Raw genomic sequence first — 17,046 nt, forward strand, 5'->3', positions numbered from 1 at the left:
CCGTGGAAAATAGAAACACCCAAATAAAACAGAGGGAGAATATGAAATGAAACTTTTACAGGCTTTCTCAGTTGTTAGCTGCAGCTTGGGCCTTTTGACTCTGACAGGTTGTGGCGGTGGCGGCAGTTCAACCGATACAGCCAATGACATAGCCCCCCAACCTTTTTCTGAATCAGGATTATCCGCCGGATTTGATGTTGAGATAAGTGACGGTACTGTTACCGTTACAGACCAAGGTATCAGCTCTAATTCCACAGCAGAAATTGAATATAATTCCAATGGCGATGTGCAAAGTGTGTCAGTCACCACCCCTAAGGGAACCATTGATTGGAATGATAATTCCGGCACAATAAACCCTATCACAGATAATTCAGTGATACTTGTTTTAAGCGACGATAGATCCAAGCTGGGAGCATTTTCAGATCCATATAATGCAGGCTTCGACTATCAGACTTTTGGTATATGGTTTAACAAAGTTGACGATTCCAACAGGTCTTTTGAGGCAATCACAATAGGTACACTAACGCCTGACAGCGCAATCCCCTCGACAGGAAGTGCGACATTTAATGGATCAACAACTGGTTTTTATATAGATACGGGATATGACGATCCGTTTCTTACGCAAAGTGATTTGGAACTTACCGCAGATTTCGAGAATAGAAATGTAACCTTCACTACAAGTAATACTCAAAAGTACAATTTGGCCGATACTGGTGGATTCACCGATGCTTCAGACCTTGATATAACCAAAAATACCTTAAGTATTAGTGAGGGATCCAATAAATTTTCAGGGCAATTAACGACGGATAATGGACTTACAGGCGGTGCAGAAGGAAAGTTTTACGGGCCAAATGCTGAGGAAGCCGGTGGAGTTTTCTCATTGGTTAGCACATCAGGCGATTCAGGATATGTTGGTAGCTTTGGAGCAGTAAAATAAGTCAATAAATTGAAATTTGCTCTATGACATTCAAAAGCCTCTTTTTTCTGGCTATGCTTTTACTGGGAAGCGGAGGCTTCTTTTTTCCAGCATCTGCTGTCGCCGCGCAAAAGGTAGTTCTCCAATCTGACGCAACAGACCCACTGCAGGTTCTCTTTGAGGTTGGTCTTGTGGAGCTCAACAAGGGGAACACCGAATCCGCAGTTCAGATATTTCAGGCCCTGGCCCAGCAATCACCAAGCCCTCGGGTTCAGCTCGAACTGGCCAGGGCTCTCTACCTGGATCACAAATACCGATCAGCGAGAGAACTCTTTAACAGCGTACTGGACAGGCCGAACATCCCCTGGGCCGTCAGAAGAAACATTGATGTCTATCTTGATGAGATAGACTCACGACTTGGCTTTGTACACCTCGATTTCGCCCTGGTAAGTGACAGCAACCCCTGTAATTTCACCGACAAAAAAATTATTACCATCCTGGGACAGCCCATGGAGGTTATTGAGCCTGAGAATAATGAACAAATTTGGGGAATCAATTATTCACTGAGAGCTGCCCGTGCCCATTTCGATGATAACTGGTTGGTCACATATGTAGACGCTTTTTTTACCGATTATGAAGGAGGTGATTTCGATAGATTCGGCGCGAACGTGGGAATTCAGGTTACACCTCCAGCATTTCCTGAAATGCGATTTAAGGCAGGGCTCAATGAAAACTTCTACGCTGGTGATCATTTTTATGAATACCCATATGGAAATATCATATATTCGCCAAATAAGTTTTTAAATTACGACCTTAAATTTGACTTCGAACTAGGCTATCTCAAAGTCATAGACGCAAGTTATCTCGATGCGGTCAATACAACTCTCACAACCAGCCTTAGCACCAGAAACTTCGGGAAGATCCGCTGGACTGCGGATCTCTATCTCGAAGGTTCCCACACTGATGAAAAGGCCTATACATATTACGGGGGCTCAATAGGTGCGACTCTCTATTACTCCATTATTGATTCCCTGGAACTCCGCCCATCGTTGTCTTTCGGCAAACGTACCTACCAGGGAACCGATCCTTTCTGGGGACAAACCCGAGACGATGATATTATCAAGATCAGCTTTTCAATAGTTAAAAGCAACCTGCAGATATTCGGCTATACCCCTGAAGTTGGTATCGCCTATCAGGAGAACTATTCCAACATAGATTACTACAACTACTCCAAGGTTGCGCTCATCACAAACTTCACCAGATAATCCTGCCTTTATGAATCACGGTGAGAACTCTGATTCACCCTGAAACATCAACCACGCCACTGATCCATCCCGCACCAGAGCATTACACAAGGTTTACCTCAGCCGGCCCGGCTGTTTTTCTGGCAAGCCCCCGGAAATCATTCAGTAGAATGGGGTTGGATGGGTCAAAATCCCGTGCGCCCAGAATGATTTCCAGGGCCCTGCCAAGCCCGGCCTGCCGTGCCATGCGTGAAGCGCCACCGCCGCAGGGCAGAATGCCCATGCCAACCTCCATCTGCATAAACTTCGCCTTGCCGCGAGCGGCAAAACGCATATAGCAGGCCAGGGCAAATTCGTGACCGCCACCCCGCGCAAACCCCTCGATTTTGGCAATGGTGGCCTGGGGCAGTTTACTGATTCTCTCCAGCGTGGTCTGCAGATAGAGTAGCTCAACTTCTTCACGGGAGACCGCTTTGGTCGACATATCCTTCAAAAAATTTGTGTCGGCATGTGCCACGAAAATCTCAGGGTGCACAGACTGAAACACCACGACCTTGACACTGCGATCTGCCTCAAGCAGTATCGGCCAGGCGATTCAGGTCGTCAAGCATTGGAATGCCCTGAATAATTACCGGCGGATAATCAAAAGAGACGGTGAGAATTGCATCTTTTTGTTCAGCCTTGAATGTCGTAAACCCTTGGTAATTCATCTGCTCCCCCTTACATCTTTTTTGTGAAATATAAATAATTCAAATTTCCAGGCGACAGTTCCACTCTGCAGATTGTTCACCCAACAAATTCAGATCATACCCAACCCTGCACCCTCCTCTGCCGAGTGAGCATAACGGTTATTTGTTGACCACATGAAGTATAGGAAGTACATGCTTGACGTGCAAGTAGGCATAATTTAATTACGTAGTATCAAAAAACATACTATTGCGGAAAATCAATGCGTCACGACACATATAAATGCAACCAGGGATGCCCGGTTGAGGCAACTTTGGAATTGATTGGTGGAAAATGGAAAGGGGTTATGCTCTACCATTTACTGGAGAAGACATATCGTTTTGGTGAATTGAAGCGGATGATGCCGGGAATAACCCAGCACATGCTGACCAAACAGCTCCGTGAACTGGAAGCTGACGGAATCATCTCGCGCAAGGTCTATGCGGAGGTACCGCCCAAAGTGGAATACTCGCTGACCGAGTGTGGAGAGAGTCTGCGGGAGATAATAACGCTGATGCGTGACTGGGGCAGAAAACACTTTGAGCTGTAATGCCCTTTAATCTCTTTACTTGTCAGACACCCTCTTATACCTCTCAACGACATCTGCCCGGTTCTCTTCCGGTAACGCGTTCAGATAGCGTTTCCAGCCTGGGCACCAACCAATGTGCCAGTGCCACAGGCGTCCCAGCAATGACTTTGGGTTATTATCGTACCTCGCTCTGAATCTGCAGTTTTCGCAGTTATGTTTTTTCATCGAATTTTTCCTTATGGTCATAGCTTAGAAGTTAGAGGGCAGAAGTACCCTAAATCTCACGTCCACCATCCAACCCCCTTCTCCCCTCTCACCTCTCACGGCCTTCCAACATCCAACGTGCCTTCCCCCACCTTCTCAACCCGACAACGGACATAACGGTGCAATGGAGTTGCAGCCAGCCTGTCGCGATGGGTGTTTTTGGTCAGACGATTCACATTGATACCGTGTACTTCACCGCGATATTTGAGTCCGAAGCCATGGGGAATCAACACCTGCCCCTGACGTACTTCCCCTGTTACCTCCAACTCAATACGTTCCTGACCCGCTTCGGTGATGACTTTGACCGTCTCGCCATCAACGATGCCCAATGATTCTGCATCCACCGGGTTCATCGCCAGCGTACAAGTTCTACGCCCCTCATTCCAATCCGGCTTGCGCATCAGGGTATTGGCATTTTCAGGCTTATGGCGGCCGGCGTTTAAAACAAATGGGTAGTCAGCATCCTGCTGCAGTGCCTTCTCTTCCAGTTCCGGCTGGATCTCTTTTATCCACTCTGCCATTTCCGGAATATAGAGATTAACCATTTTATCTTTGGTCATCAGTTCCGCAATATTGTCATCACCTGATTTGCCGAGCCATAGTCCTGAAGGACTTTCGACAACTTTATTGAACAATTTCTCAGCAAAAGAGACCTGGGGGGTAAGAATGGCCAGCGGGGCAACGGAACGATAGTTGATAACCCCTCTTACGGCTCTTAATATCTTTCGCAGATTTCCAAATGCTCCAAATTTTGAAGAAGAAACAACTCCGGCCCTGGCAACATTCCTTTTAAGGCTTGGTGGAGAAACCAGAAACAAACTCCAGAGCGCGTCGAGGTTTATCGACTCCGATCCTTTTTTCCTGGTTTCGGCAATGATCAGTGGCATCAATTTCGAGTACTTGCGGTTTCGCTGGAGCCAGGTAAGAAGTGCCATGGTGTATTCCAAACGATCTTTTTCACCTGCTTCGTAAAGGTAGTCCGGTAATTCAGGTAACAACCCTGCCGCCTTGCCGATCGCCGCAAGAATAGTGCCCGACTCCCTGGTTTCCGGCTCTGGTTCCACCACTGGATGGCGCATCTGAAAAAAGATTTCAGGGTAATTCCAGGTGAAAAATGATGCATCATATGACTCGTATGCAGTTCGGGCAGGTAAAACGTAATCAGATAACTCAGCAGTCTCGCTCATGGTTATCTCCACAGTCACCAGTAGATCAAGCTCTTTAAAAGCTTTCTCATAAGCACTCGTGTCGGCATAAGAACGTACTGGATTTGAAGAGCTTACCACCACAGCCCGCAACCGATCATCTTTTCCGGAGAGGATCTCCTCAGGCATCACGTTGGGCGGAAAGCAACCCAAGATAGCGGGAAAATCCGTCTCGACAGTGCGCCAGGTCCTGGCCAGCCGTTCATCGCTATGGCTGCCAATCGGCATTACCGCGCCAGGGATGACATTACCGCCGGGCACACAAAATCTGCCGCAGACTGCCAGCAACAGCATATGCAGATAGGTGGCAAGCGTAGAGTGCCTGTTCATGTAAACACCGAGGTCAAAATGCAGACACCAGGATCTGCTGGTCATCTCCCGGCAGACATTTCGCACCTGTTCAAAATCAACGTGACATACCTCGAGCGCCTTATGAATATCGAAATTTTCAAACCAGCCACGGATCTCTTCAAAGCCGGTACAAAAATTATCGAGATATTCACTATCCTCCCACCCTTCCTGCAAAATTATAGCAATCATGGCTCTGGTAAACAGGGCATCCGTGCCCGGCCGAAGCGGGACATGGATGTTCGCCTCTTTGGCCGTCCTCGACTCCCTTGGGTCGATGATAACCAGCAGCTTATCAGGATTTTTGGCAAATTCCCGTATCACCAGGGGCGCTCTGGGCATCTGATGGCTCTCCATGCCGTTCCAGCCGATACCGACCAGCATATCCGCTTGATGTTCATCCGGTATTGGGAACCTGTTCTGCCTACCCAGCATCCTGCCTGCGCACCAGAAAAAACCGGTCAGCTCCTGAGCCAGCGCATTATAGTGATAGTGCGAGCCTAGCCCCCGCATAAGTGAAGTACCAAAAGCCGCCTCAAAATGATTGGCCTGCCCTCCACCACCCATAAATGCATAGGATCGCGGGCCATGGGTACCGACAATGCTGCGGAGCCTCGCACCTATTTCAGTCAAAGCCTGTTCCCAGGAGATCTCAACAAATCCTTCCGCAGTCTTTTTCAACGGTTTGGTCAATCGTTCCGCATGATGCTGGAAATTTGCTATATTCTGGCCTTTGCGACAGAGATAGCCGGCACTGCGTGGATTGTCCCGATCCCCTTTCACATTTACAATCCGGTTGTTTTCCACCTTCACCAGTAAACCGCAATTCTGTGCGCATAATGCACAGCTCGTGGGCAGCCATCTACTCATCTCTCACCTCAAATCTGAAATTGGTCGGATTGCCGCATTTGCCAATCCTCGATAAGCGAACAGTTATCTATTTGTATTGAATATATTTAATCATTTGTTTTTCACTACAAACATTACCTTCCCGGAGTATCCGTGCTACACTTTTAACGTAAACGTAAAATACACTTTGCGAATTTTTTGTGAAAGAGGCATATGTGACATATTGCGTGCAAAACCGGCCATAAAACAGTCTCAAACTTCGCCTACTTCCTCTCTATGAAAATGATCACGATTCTTGCCACAGACGGCTGTCTTTCTTCCAGCATTTCCAATATGGTCGACACCTTTGCCATCGCCAACGTCTGGCATCGCACCCTCACCAAAAGCAAAGACAACAGATTTGTAACAAAGATCGTCACTGCAGATGGCAACCCCGTCACCTGCAGCAATTGTATGCAAATCCTGCCACAATTCGCTTTCACCGACGCAGTACAATCAGACTACCTGATCATCCCTGCACTGTTTCCAATCCCCGACTCAGGCAGCCTGCATAACTCTCCAACCATCGAATTCATACAGCAACAGCATGCTTCAGGAACCACTGTGGCTTCAATCTGCACAGGATCATTCCTGCTGGCCGAAACAGGCTTACTGAACGGCAGGCAGGCCACGACCAACTGGCAGTTTGAAAAAAAGTTCCGGTTCCGTTATCCGGAGGTCGATCTGCAGATCGGCAAAATTCTCACCGAACAGGACAATATAATCTGCTCTGGGGCCATGAGCGCCCTGATGCACCTCGCCCTCAGGATCATCCGACGGGAGGGCACCAGCAAACTCGCCTCAGCCTGCGCCAAGGCAATACTGGTCGACCCGAATAATGACAGTCAAACGCCATACGCCACCTGTCAGTTCACCGAAAATCATAAAGATTCCGATATACTCAAAGCTGAACGGTTTATGCGTGATCATCTTGCCCGTTCAATATCCATCGATCAGGTAGCGGAGTTTGTCTGCCTGAGCCCACGCCACTTTAAAAGACGATTTAAAAACGCCACCGGCGAATCCCCTTTGAACTACCTGCAAAAATTACGAGTTCAGAGTGCCAGGGATCGGCTGGAAAACTCACTGGACAACATCGAGGAAATAAGCCGCTGTATCGGTTATGAAGACAGCAGCGCGTTTCGTCGACTCTTCAAACGCCATACAAGTTTATCGCCTAAGGAATATAGAAGCAGGTTTTTAATGCTGGAAGAGCGGTGAATTGGAAGGTGTGAGCCAACTGCAGAGAATGGAAACAAACAGAATGCTGCAGGCTATTGCTTTGCATTAATCTACGTTGCAGCAAGTGCCCGGGGGCTCAGCATCCCTGCCGGCTCCTGACAAAATCCCTCAAATGGTGCGTTTTTCCGCGCAATGTGGTAATAAACACAGTTTTGCCAGTAATTCATACTCTGCACCGATTTATCCGAAAGGCTTACAATTCCAACGATATAGTTGCACTTCTCGCCTTTTTCATGAATCATTTATCATAGCACAGAGACGGTCCTTTCAGCTCCAGGGGAACTGAGGAAACCGTCCAACAATGAAAGGAACTATTCCCAGATGTACAGCTACAAACCAACCGGCGTTTGCGCCAAACTGATTGAGTTCGAAATCGAAGGAACCACCCTGAAAAATCTCTCATTCACCAGCGGATGTCCAGGCAACCTCACCGGTATTGCCAACCTCGTCCAAGGTATGGAGATCGATGAAGTGATTACCCGTCTTAAAGGCATCACCTGCGGTAGAAAAACAACCTCATGCCCCGACCAGCTGACCAATGCGCTTGAAGATGTTAAAGCAGGCATTCTCGAAGAAAGTTCTGATCAGCCTAAGTTGAAAATGGCGATGTAACTCCCGATATTCGAAAACAGGCCGATACGACAGAAAAGAAAGTGTGTCGGCCTTATCTACACTTTTACCCCATACTTGCTATAATCAGACAGAGGTTCTTTATACAATTTTCTTGTACCACTGAATATTCAGGAGTTTTTCGATGGAACAAGTTGAGCTGCATAAGGTGCTGAATAGTTATACCCTTCCCAGTACCAGGAGATCTCTTGTACAGACAACCGTTGCCTTAGGGATATACTTTACTTCCGTCACCCTGTTGATTGTATTTGTGCATTATCAGGTCCCTTTCTGGATCATTTTGCCCCTGTCATTGTGTACAGCCCCTATTGTCGTACAGATCTTCATTATTTTTCACGACTGTTGCCACACTTCCTACTTTACATCCCGCAGGGCCTGTTCCTGGCTTGGCCACATACTCGGCATCCTGACCTTCACCTCGTACTTTGACTGGCAGCGAACCCATGCCCTGCATCACCGATTTATGGCAAACCTTGAGAAAAGGGGTATTGGTGATATATGGCTCATGACTTTGGATGAATACCGTCAGGCTGAAAAATGGACCAGATTTCGCTACAGACTGTACCGAAACCCGTTGGTGATAATTTTTGTCTCAGCACCATTTCTCTTCCTCATCCTCAACAGGTTTCCCTCAAAAGGATTCCGTGCCCGGGAGATGCAGAGTGTACTCTTTACTGATTGCATGCTCCTGTTTCTCATAACCTGCCTGGTAGTCTCAATCGGCTGGAAAGCTGTGATTCTCATCTTTCTGCCCATGATGCTGGGAGCAAGCATGCTTGGCGTCTGGCTATTTTATGTTCAGCATCAGTTTCGTAATGTCTACTGGTCCCATAACAGTGAATGGAATCGTCTCAAGGCAGCCATGGAGGGCTCTTCGTTCTATATGTTGCCCTCTTTCCTGCGTTGGCTCAGTGGCAATATCGGCTACCACCACATCCATCACCTCGCCCCCCGCATCCCTAACTACAGGCTGAAAGAGTGTTTTGATGAAGTCCCGGCATTGCAGGAAATTGATCCGATCCCATTCTTGAGTGGCTTGCGAAATCTCTCCCTGAGTCTTTGGGATGAGCAAAGTGGCCTTCTGATAAGTTTTGCAGAAGCCAGGTCAATCATGAAAAATTCTGACCTTTAATAAAGAGATCAAGGTCAGCAGGTAAGTGGGATTCGAAGTGCTTAATTCCAAAGGGCATCAGTAAATACCACAGTACTTGAAAATATCTACAAGTGTGAGATCCGCCACCAGCAGCAGAGCCACCCCGACCAAAGGTGGAAGATTGTGATGTAGCATAATTTCAGTATTCATTCAAAAATGCCCTGGAAAAACCCTAAGGCCAATCCCGCCCGATCAGCCTGCCAATTGTGAGCCGGTAGCATATTCCTTATATTCAGCGCCCTGATAGTCAGTTAACTCCGTAAGGATGTTTTCTCTGACCGAGTTCATCGCAACCGCTGCCTGTGTTTCTCTGGTAAGAAGAATTTCCACCCCCGCATTACCGAATACAAGGGCCGGACCTTTACCGGTCTGATCGTGATTTGTAATCAAAATGTCGATTCCGGATCGTAATAGCCAGTTGGCTGTTTTTATTCCCCTGCCTTTCTCCTCATTTGCATGGGGATTTACCAGAACATGCTCATCGGTAACTCTTCCGGTATCAAGGGTAAAATGAAGAATATGAAACAGAGGCGCCCCGCCAAAATGTTCTGACAGAGTCTTGCGGTCCGTTTGTAATGGTGCTGCCAGCACAAAATGATCATGAACCTCAGGCTGGTAATGGATGAGCACCCGATCTACCTGCTTAATGTTCATTTTAATCCTGTTTTCAATTTCCTCAGCTATCCTGTGACCTTTCTCCAGGTCTTTCACGCACAGAGTCAGATCAAGCTCGACAAACTTGTATCTCCCTGCATTCCGCCCCCACAATCCGTTGATTTTCCTTACCCGGGCATCGGAGAGGACCAGTTCACGAATCCGGGTCATAGTGTCATAGTCAAGAGAAGCATCCAGAAGAACCCGCATCGAATTAATGAAAATGGAAGCCGCAGAGCGCACAATAAAGAAGATGACAATCACCGCACAGTATCGGTCTATATTAAAGCCTGAGGCGCTGCCGATAAGTGCTGTCAGAATTACCAGAGAAGAGAACACGTCAGACAAAATGTGCTGCGCGTCAGCCACCAGGCTTGGCGACAGGGCTTCTCTCCCCTTTCGCAATTCATAACAGGAAAAAAGAAAAGCTATGCAGATAGTGAGAGAAATCCCTGCAATTGCCTGGGGGATATTTGTTGGTAAGTCACGTGGTGAAGCAGAAAAAACCTCTCTGCCGATTTCATAGCCTGCCACTGCAATGAGCAGAGAGGTACCCATGGCTATAAGGTTTTCAACTTTATAAAGTCCGTATGGAAAATGACGAGAGCGGCGCTTTGATATCTTGATACCGATCAAAATGACAACAGATGAGATAACATCTGTCACTGAATGCAGAGCATCAGCTTTAACCGCCAGACTACCCGAAAATAGTGCGACAATGATTTTAATGGCCACAAGAATGAAGTTCGCTAAAATAGAAAGGAAAGCTGTTTTCTCTGAAATCTCCATGAGGCTTCCCTTAAGAAATTGGGGCTGGACCGAATGGCGCATACCCAGGAGGATTACGTCAATCGTCGCCCTATCACCTTGAGTCAAATTCGGCATGAGAGAAAACCTGCTACTGCACCTATTATCCCAATCGGCAAAAAAGATTGCAATTCTGGGCTGCCCAGGACTTATGGGCGGGTGAGGTTTGAGCTAAAAGGCCAAACCAAAGAGGAGCATTAAATATGACAACATTCAGTTTGAGCCCCTGCCCCTTTTGCGGGAGTGAGGCAAAGCTTTATGAGTTTCATGAAGTTCCGGCTCTTGGCGGGTCTCACTCAAGATTTAATCCTGGGTGTGCAAATGACGGTTGCTTCATAGAGGGTTGGATTGATGCCTGGTTCAAGAGCAAGGAGGAAGCTGCTGCAGCCTGGAATTCTCGTGCTATCCCCCTGAAGGCAATTTTGACAGTAAAAGATGCGCTCAAGGATGCCATTGTTGAAGGACATGCCGAAGTTCAAGACCAACAGCTTAAAAAGGTCCTGCAAAGCCTGGCCGAGATTGATGCATGGCTGGAGGGGATGAAGCCAAGCATATAGGTCAGAGGAATCGATATCATACCCAAAAGACACCGCTGCCAACAGGCCAACGTGCTGCTACAGCAGCCTGAGGTCTGTCCCTGAAATATTATTGATCAGCGCCCCATGGAATTGTACCGGCCCTGGAAAATGAAATCATTGGCTATAGACTTGATTTTGTTCTTTTGCTGGAATAAAGATGTTTGTGCCCTACATATTTTCACTCATTCGACAATACACACGGCAATGCCCCGGAATGGCAGGGGAACAAAGATCTGGTTGAATACCCGGGCGCCTCTGAGAGGTAGGAACCATTGATCTGGGAGTTGATTACCTCAGGGGTGGAAAGGGTAAGCACTTTATTGCTACAGGCTCTGCACTACCTGAAGGAAACAACGTTGCAGTAGTACGGACGGAATGGGTAAGTGATACACGTTCGATTGTTGCTGCCGGTACCGGGACATATTTGATGGGGTAGTTTTTGATATTGCTCTGACCCTTTTGTTTAATGTGATTTTTTATGAATAGTGCTGCATTTCTCTACGCTTTTTTATCCGCAATCCTGATGGGGACTATCGGGGTATTTTCCAAACATACTGGCCTGTCCGCCGAAATCATAACCTTTTTCAGGCTGATTCTGGGCTCCGCCTTCATGCTGCTTTTCCTGGTCGCTGTCGGAAAAATTCGACTGGCGAGAGTCTGGCCCTCCTGGCCAGTTATCGTCAATGGCGGTTTTCTGGCAGGGTTTATTATCTTTTATGTTCAGGCCATGAATTACACTTCCATGGCCAACGCAATTATGCTGATTTATCTGGCCCCGCTTGCGGCCTCAATTACGGCCCATTTCTTTCTCGGAGAGCGGCTGAACAAAGCCGCACTTGGCCTGATTTGCATTGCACTCTTCGGTTTTGCGATGATGATGGAGTTCAGGATCGATATCACTCAAGGTAGCGACGAGCTCATCGGCATCGGTTTAGGGGTTCTGGCTCTGACGTGCTATGCAGGCTTTATCCTCATCAACCGGATCATCGACCCAGGCATTCATGTCTATACCCGCACCTTCTGGCAGCTTTTTGTCGGCGGTTGCGTGATGATACCACTGGTTATCTTTTCTCTTGATGAGGTGAATATAGGGCAAAGTGGCTGGCTGCTGGCCATCGGCTTTTTCCCGGGCTTTCTGGCAATTCTGTTCGCCATTATTGCCCTCAGCCGTTTACCTGTAGCGGTTTTCGGAACCATTGCCTACAGCGAACCTGTGGCGGTGGTGATTTTTGGCTGGACCATGTTTCATGAGACACTCAGTCCCATGCAGATGGCAGGCTGTATGTTCATCATTGCCAGCGGTATAGCCAAAACAGTTCTGGAAAACAGAGTCACGCATCAAAATCAAAACGCATCAATCACTACTTGAAAAGGTAGCCCTGTCACAGGCAAAGCCTAATGCACGTTATCTTGTCACTATCTAGACCCTCGCATGACAGGGAAGAGGAATAACGTGCCAGGATAAGGACGGAACTCGAAAACGATTAGAGAACTCTTATCGTTTCCTGCCCATCTTGGGAAAACAAATCTCTCCCTCACCTTGACCTTCTCCCACCAGGTCCATACGTTTTCCTCCAGTAAAGACCTTATCTCAACAACACCACCAGATCCATATGGAGGACCCCATGAAGATCCTTCCCACTGTCAAAATCTTCCCAGGCATGCTCTTCGTGACCTCTGCCGCTATTATACTGTTGGGTTTGAGCGCCGGCTGTACCAGTTACAACCCCCACAGCGGCACTTACGAACATGATCCAGGCAAAACCATGGTGGTGGTAGGCGCTGCCGCACTTGCCGGATCTGTTATCTACCACGAAAATAATCGCGACCACTACTATCGACCGCCACATCATCATCACAAGCAATATCGTCGTCCACCGAATCATTACCACTACCATCGGTCACCACCGAGACGGTATCCATATCGACGGTGATGTATCACTTTCTGGCGCCTGAAGCTGTAGTGAAATAAACGGATTCGGTATAGAGAGAAACAGCAAGTGGATGTAAGCCCGCCAATAATTGAGATCGGTCAAATAACATCATGATAAACAAAAGGAGACTTGCGATGAAAATTGTACACCTTCTACTCATCCTGCTCTTGATTTCAACCACCAGCAGCATGGCGGAAGACGATCCACTTCCCGTCCTTGACCAAATCAGCCCGGCCTGGGAGCGACTTGACATACTGACCCAGAGCTACCTGACCGATGAGCAGCAGATAAGTCTGCAAAAACTGGCTTTTGCAGCTGCCGTGGCAGATATTTGTGACGGGTTCGAGGTGAATGGCGAGAAGTTCATCGCAGCCTTTCAGAAATTTGACAGTGTTAAAGAAAAAGAGCCTACCAACGGACAGGGATATTGGTATGAAAGAATGCTGGTGGCTTATGGTATCGCCACCGGTCTATTTACTGCCGAAGGCTTGCTGGTCAGTGAACAATTCTGCAAGGCTGCCGAAGAGTTGAAAAGCACCTCAACAGATCATTATTGGAAATCAGAAAATTTAGCGTTAGATCAAAACTAAATCTGATTACCCATAATCTTCAGCTCGAAAAGATGAGGTGATAAACTTGATGGGTAAGATGTGACCGATTGGCCAGGAGGCTGCCCCTTGAATAATTGTAATCGACTTGTAGAGAAAAACTTTTGGGCTTCAAGTAGTTACTCCTTCTCACCTCTAACCTCTAACCTCTCGTATAATATCCTTTTAACCACTGTTGTTGTGCATCCAGCAGTTCATCGAACATTGCTTTAATTTGATCAAGGGTACATAAAGCAGCTGTCAGCGGATCTAAACAGAGGGCGTGAAACGCAGAATCAAGATTTTTTGTGAGGGCAGCTTCAACCACAAGCTCCTGAACATTAATATTTGTCTTATTCAGGGCGGCACATTGAGTTGGCAATGCGCCTATTGCTGTGGGGTGTAGACCACCTTTGTCTACATAAATTGGTACTTCAACAACACAATCTGATGGAAGATTGGGTATAAGACCGTTGTTTTTTACGTTACCGTTTATCTTGGCAACTTCGCCAGTACACATCGCATGTATTATTTTTGGAGCATTTAAAACACTCTTTTCAACACGGATTGGCAGTGTGCTATCAAGCTGTCTCTGGATATTTTTGCTATCGCGCTGATGGATTGTTTCGGCAAGCTGCAGCAGGTTCCAACGACGAGGGAGGTACCTATTGATCATTGCCTCATTTTTTCGAAAATATGGGACATAATCGGTGAAATGCCAGTGGTTTTCAGTGGACCAGTAACCAAAATGTTTAAACACCTCACAACGTACACCATCTGCATCGTAAATATCTTTTCGATGGATTATCTTTTCAATTTCATTTGTTTTGTCTATACCATCAACAAGGATTTTTAAAATCCATGTCATGTGGTTTATTCCACCAAAGGTAACATCAATATTATCCGGGATCGGTGAATACATGAGTTTATCCCAATCTTCAGGACTATGTGGATGTTCAACCCATGGCCCAAGCCCCATATATCCCGCAAGCTGTGCAACCGTATAGGTTACGCCATAACAGAGCCCAATTGATGAGATCTCAGAGTATTCTGTTGCTGCCCATGTGAGTGGAGCAAGCGGATTGGCATAATTTATGAACAAGGCGTTTGGACATAGTTCTGCCATATCATCCAGGATTGAAAGTACTGCAGGAATGTGACGCAGAGCACGAAAGATTCCACCTGGCCCCAAGGTATCACCAACTTCCTGATCAACCCCATATTTACGTGGAATTTCAACATCGAGTTTCCAAGGTTCCAGCCCACCGACCTGGATACAATTTATCACAAAATCCGCTCCCGAAAGAGCTTCTCTGGGATTGTTTGTAGCGCTGATAAGGTTTGGATCGAGGCCTTCTTGCTCAAGCATTTTTCGGGCGAGATCAAAAGATCTTTGCAATGCTTTGGTATCAATATCTTCCAGTACAACCTGTAATCCTGCAAGCTCTTTATGGCAGTACAGTGACGAGAGAAGTTGTCGGGTGAACATGGTGCTACCGGCACCGATTATTGCGATTTTTTTCATTATAATATTATCAATTGTTGTAATCAGGGTCTTAAATGCGCCTGGTTTTGAAAGCTACCGCATAGAGAGACACGGACACAATAATAACCAGACCATAGACAAGTCGTGTCCAGTATCCTGATAGCCCGGCACTGATAATGCCGGCCTCTATGATACCAATTATTACTGAACCAATTACAGTTCCCCAGATAGTACCTTGCCCACCGAACACAGAAGTTCCGCCAAGAAAAATAGCCGCAAAGACAAGCAGAAGATAACCTTCACCTTGAGTCGGCCACCAGTTTGCCATTTCAAGGCAAACCATTACTGATGTAAATGCGCTGATAAGCCCCATGAGGACAAAGAGTGAAATTCGTACCTTATCAGTATCTACACCCATCATTTGTGCGGTCTTTATGTCGTCACCTATAAAGCGAATATCGTCACCGAAGACATGGCGATTCAGGAGAAACCAGAACAAAACGGCCAGGGCAACACACCAGAGAGTCTGGGCTGGAATCCAATCGAACAAACGGCCGACAAAGATGTGGTGAAAAGTGGTATCACGGACTTCGGTGAGGTTCAGGGCTAATCCATCTGCGAGTAGGGTGCTTGCTCCACGCCAGAAAAATTGTGTCCCGATTGTGGCTATGATTGCCGGAACACCAATTTTGACAACTATCAAGCCGTTACATAATCCAGCGAAAGCACCTGTGGCAAGGGCGGCAATAAATCCTAATGATGCCCATCCGGTTGCCTCAAAAACGACAGAAAAGCTCAAACCGGAAATGACCATGATGGAGGGAAATGATAAATCCAGTTCTCCGGCAATAATGAGAAGGGTCAGGCCAAGGGCTAAAAGCGTTGGGAACGGAATAGTTGACATGAATGCAACGTAAATTCGCTGGTGCATAAATGTCTGTGGGCTAAGAAACATGAAAAGGCTGAGAAGACTGATAAGAAGACCCAATATGCCAATTTGAAATCTATATTTGAAGAGAGAGTTTTCAATTTTCATAGTAATGATTCAAACCCCGTCTTCATGGATTGGTGCCATTGATAATTCTTCAAGTTTTTCAAAAAGCTCATTCACGGACATAGAGTTACGATGACATTGATGAACAATTCTTCCACGGTTAACAAATACAAAACGATCAGCAACTTCATGGATATGGTGCAGGTTATGAGAAATAAACAGGGCCGAATTACCTTTTTCAGGAATTGAACGAATGAAATCCAACACCCGTCGTACTTCCTTAATGGAAAGAGCGGTTGTCGGTTCGTCTAAAATTGTGAGCTGAGAGTCAAAATACATTGCTCGACTGATGGCAAGACCTTGTCGCTCACCACCTGATAATGAACCGACAAGTGCCTCTGAAGATATTCCAACACCTTTTAAGCCAATACTATTTTTCAACATGCCAAGGGTGAGATCTTTTTCTTTTTGTACCTGGATAAACCCGAATTTGTTTTTGATATGTCGGCCAACGAATACGTTTCGCCATAGAGGTTGCTTTTCTGCCAAAGATCGTTCTTGATAAACAGTTTCGATACCGAGCGATCTGGCTGATCGAACGGTGTGGCTGCGTAAGTCTACATCTTTGCCATTTATAAATAACTTCCCGGAGTCAGGGCGTAATGCCCCGGAGAGAATCTTGATGATTGTGGATTTTCCTGCACCATTATCACCAATGAGAGCAACGATTTCCCCTTTATCAATGGAAAAACTGATATCCTGCAGGGCTTGAATAGGGCCAAATGACTTATTGATCGAAACGGCCTTTAGAACTTCTGTCATAACACAACTTGAATCAGATAAGGGACAGTATTTCTGCCC

15 protein-coding genes and 1 pseudogene are annotated in these 17,046 nt (G+C 46.7%); 9 read left to right on the forward strand and 7 right to left on the reverse strand.

The genetic code is table 11. The features are described from left to right. Positions 1-46 precede the first annotated feature (46 nt). Complete coding sequence (locus tag FCL45_RS21470; protein ID WP_136799714.1) at positions 47-937, forward strand: transferrin-binding protein-like solute binding protein; 891 nt, start codon at positions 47-49, stop codon at positions 935-937. A 23-nt stretch (positions 938-960) separates the two neighbouring features. Beyond that, positions 961-2,181 (forward strand): surface lipoprotein assembly modifier, encoded by a 1,221-nt coding sequence (locus FCL45_RS21475; RefSeq protein ID WP_136799715.1) that lies wholly within the window; start codon positions 961-963, stop codon positions 2,179-2,181. A gap of 163 nt (positions 2,182-2,344) precedes the next feature. Here FCL45_RS21475 and FCL45_RS25425 read toward each other — a convergent pair. Beyond that, a pseudogene (locus FCL45_RS25425) lies at positions 2,345-2,870 on the reverse strand (enoyl-CoA hydratase/isomerase family protein); the annotation flags it as partial. 239 nt (positions 2,871-3,109) lie between these two features. Between FCL45_RS25425 and FCL45_RS21485 the strand changes: the two are divergent. Continuing rightward, entirely contained in the window at positions 3,110-3,436 is a 327-nt protein-coding gene (locus FCL45_RS21485) for a winged helix-turn-helix transcriptional regulator (protein WP_136799716.1), read from the forward strand. Between the two features lie 299 nt (positions 3,437-3,735). On the opposite strand, the gene FCL45_RS21490 is transcribed toward FCL45_RS21485, so the two are convergent. Beyond that, complete coding sequence (locus tag FCL45_RS21490) at positions 3,736-6,102, reverse strand: molybdopterin-containing oxidoreductase family protein (protein WP_136799718.1); 2,367 nt, start codon at positions 6,100-6,102, stop codon at positions 3,736-3,738. A gap of 255 nt (positions 6,103-6,357) precedes the next feature. Between FCL45_RS21490 and FCL45_RS21495 the strand changes: the two genes are divergently transcribed. The 3 genes from FCL45_RS21495 to FCL45_RS21505 all read left to right on the forward strand — a co-directional run bounded on the left by FCL45_RS21495 (position 6,358) and on the right by FCL45_RS21505 (position 9,124). Further along, entirely contained in the window at positions 6,358-7,341 is a 984-nt protein-coding gene (locus tag FCL45_RS21495) for a GlxA family transcriptional regulator (RefSeq protein ID WP_136799719.1), read from the forward strand. 342 nt (positions 7,342-7,683) lie between these two features. Beyond that, a complete protein-coding gene (locus tag FCL45_RS21500; RefSeq protein ID WP_136799720.1) occupies positions 7,684-7,974 on the forward strand; it encodes a TIGR03905 family TSCPD domain-containing protein in 291 nt (96 codons plus the stop codon). Between the two features lie 142 nt (positions 7,975-8,116). Beyond that, a complete protein-coding gene (locus tag FCL45_RS21505) occupies positions 8,117-9,124 on the forward strand; it encodes a fatty acid desaturase (protein ID WP_136799721.1) in 1,008 nt (335 codons plus the stop codon). A gap of 213 nt (positions 9,125-9,337) precedes the next feature. Here the strand turns inward: FCL45_RS21505 and FCL45_RS21510 are convergent, their stop codons facing one another. Further along, positions 9,338-10,684 carry a cation diffusion facilitator family transporter gene (locus FCL45_RS21510; RefSeq protein WP_136799722.1) on the reverse strand — a complete coding sequence of 449 codons (1,347 nt, stop codon included), beginning with the start codon at positions 10,682-10,684 and terminating at the stop codon, positions 9,338-9,340. 125 nt (positions 10,685-10,809) lie between these two features. Here FCL45_RS21510 and FCL45_RS21515 point away from each other — a divergent pair, with 125 nt between their 5' ends. Both FCL45_RS21515 and FCL45_RS21520 read left to right on the forward strand, forming a co-directional pair. Then, positions 10,810-11,163, forward strand: a complete 354-nt coding sequence (locus FCL45_RS21515; protein WP_136799723.1) for a Lar family restriction alleviation protein — start codon at positions 10,810-10,812, stop codon at positions 11,161-11,163. A 499-nt stretch (positions 11,164-11,662) separates the two neighbouring features. After that, entirely contained in the window at positions 11,663-12,553 is an 891-nt protein-coding gene (locus FCL45_RS21520; protein WP_136799724.1) for a DMT family transporter, read from the forward strand. A 217-nt stretch (positions 12,554-12,770) separates the two neighbouring features. Here FCL45_RS21520 and FCL45_RS21525 read toward each other — a convergent pair whose 3' ends face one another. Beyond that, positions 12,771-13,070, reverse strand: coding sequence for a hypothetical protein (locus FCL45_RS21525; RefSeq protein ID WP_136799725.1), 300 nt, complete (start codon positions 13,068-13,070; stop codon positions 12,771-12,773). 182 nt (positions 13,071-13,252) lie between these two features. On the opposite strand from FCL45_RS21525, the gene FCL45_RS21530 reads away from it, so the two are divergent. Next, on the forward strand, positions 13,253-13,708 hold the full coding sequence (locus tag FCL45_RS21530) for a hypothetical protein (RefSeq protein WP_136799726.1): 456 nt from the start codon (positions 13,253-13,255) through the stop codon (positions 13,706-13,708). A 160-nt stretch (positions 13,709-13,868) separates the two neighbouring features. On the opposite strand, the gene melA is transcribed toward FCL45_RS21530, so the two are convergent. Genes melA through FCL45_RS21545 form a run of 3 tightly spaced genes read right to left on the reverse strand, consistent with a single transcriptional unit; the run spans position 13,869 to position 17,007 of the window. Further along, positions 13,869-15,230: an alpha-galactosidase gene (gene melA, locus FCL45_RS21535; protein ID WP_136799727.1), complete on the reverse strand. Its 1,362-nt coding sequence runs from the start codon at positions 15,228-15,230 to the stop codon at positions 13,869-13,871. Between the two features lie 31 nt (positions 15,231-15,261). Beyond that, positions 15,262-16,227, reverse strand: coding sequence for an ABC transporter permease (locus FCL45_RS21540; protein ID WP_136799728.1), 966 nt, complete (start codon positions 16,225-16,227; stop codon positions 15,262-15,264). A 9-nt stretch (positions 16,228-16,236) separates the two neighbouring features. Further along, positions 16,237-17,007 carry an ATP-binding cassette domain-containing protein gene (locus FCL45_RS21545; RefSeq protein WP_136799729.1) on the reverse strand — a complete coding sequence of 257 codons (771 nt, stop codon included), beginning with the start codon at positions 17,005-17,007 and terminating at the stop codon, positions 16,237-16,239. Between the last annotated feature and the right edge of the window lie 39 nt (positions 17,008-17,046).

Source organism: Desulfosediminicola ganghwensis, from assembly GCF_005116675.2.
Lineage (GTDB): Bacteria > Desulfobacterota > Desulfobulbia > Desulfobulbales > Desulfocapsaceae > Desulfopila > Desulfopila ganghwensis.

Bases quoted from the DNA above. Each gene is read 5' to 3' on its own strand.
- FCL45_RS21470 (WP_136799714.1), top strand. From the start codon at position 47: ATGAAACTTTTACAGGCTTTCTCAGTTGTTAGCTGCAGCTTGGGCCTT.
- FCL45_RS21475 (WP_136799715.1), top strand. From the start codon at position 961: ATGACATTCAAAAGCCTCTTTTTTCTGGCTATGCTTTTACTGGGAAGC.
- FCL45_RS21485 (WP_136799716.1), top strand. From the start codon at position 3,110: ATGCGTCACGACACATATAAATGCAACCAGGGATGCCCGGTTGAGGCA.
- FCL45_RS21490 (WP_136799718.1), bottom strand. From the start codon at position 6,102: ATGAGTAGATGGCTGCCCACGAGCTGTGCATTATGCGCACAGAATTGC.
- FCL45_RS21495 (WP_136799719.1), top strand. From the start codon at position 6,358: ATGAAAATGATCACGATTCTTGCCACAGACGGCTGTCTTTCTTCCAGC.
- FCL45_RS21500 (WP_136799720.1), top strand. From the start codon at position 7,684: ATGTACAGCTACAAACCAACCGGCGTTTGCGCCAAACTGATTGAGTTC.
- FCL45_RS21505 (WP_136799721.1), top strand. From the start codon at position 8,117: ATGGAACAAGTTGAGCTGCATAAGGTGCTGAATAGTTATACCCTTCCC.
- FCL45_RS21510 (WP_136799722.1), bottom strand. From the start codon at position 10,684: ATGCCGAATTTGACTCAAGGTGATAGGGCGACGATTGACGTAATCCTC.
- FCL45_RS21515 (WP_136799723.1), top strand. From the start codon at position 10,810: ATGACAACATTCAGTTTGAGCCCCTGCCCCTTTTGCGGGAGTGAGGCA.
- FCL45_RS21520 (WP_136799724.1), top strand. From the start codon at position 11,663: ATGAATAGTGCTGCATTTCTCTACGCTTTTTTATCCGCAATCCTGATG.
- FCL45_RS21525 (WP_136799725.1), bottom strand. From the start codon at position 13,070: ATGATTCGGTGGACGACGATATTGCTTGTGATGATGATGTGGCGGTCG.
- FCL45_RS21530 (WP_136799726.1), top strand. From the start codon at position 13,253: ATGAAAATTGTACACCTTCTACTCATCCTGCTCTTGATTTCAACCACC.
- melA (WP_136799727.1), bottom strand. From the start codon at position 15,230: ATGAAAAAAATCGCAATAATCGGTGCCGGTAGCACCATGTTCACCCGA.
- FCL45_RS21540 (WP_136799728.1), bottom strand. From the start codon at position 16,227: ATGAAAATTGAAAACTCTCTCTTCAAATATAGATTTCAAATTGGCATA.
- FCL45_RS21545 (WP_136799729.1), bottom strand. From the start codon at position 17,007: ATGACAGAAGTTCTAAAGGCCGTTTCGATCAATAAGTCATTTGGCCCT.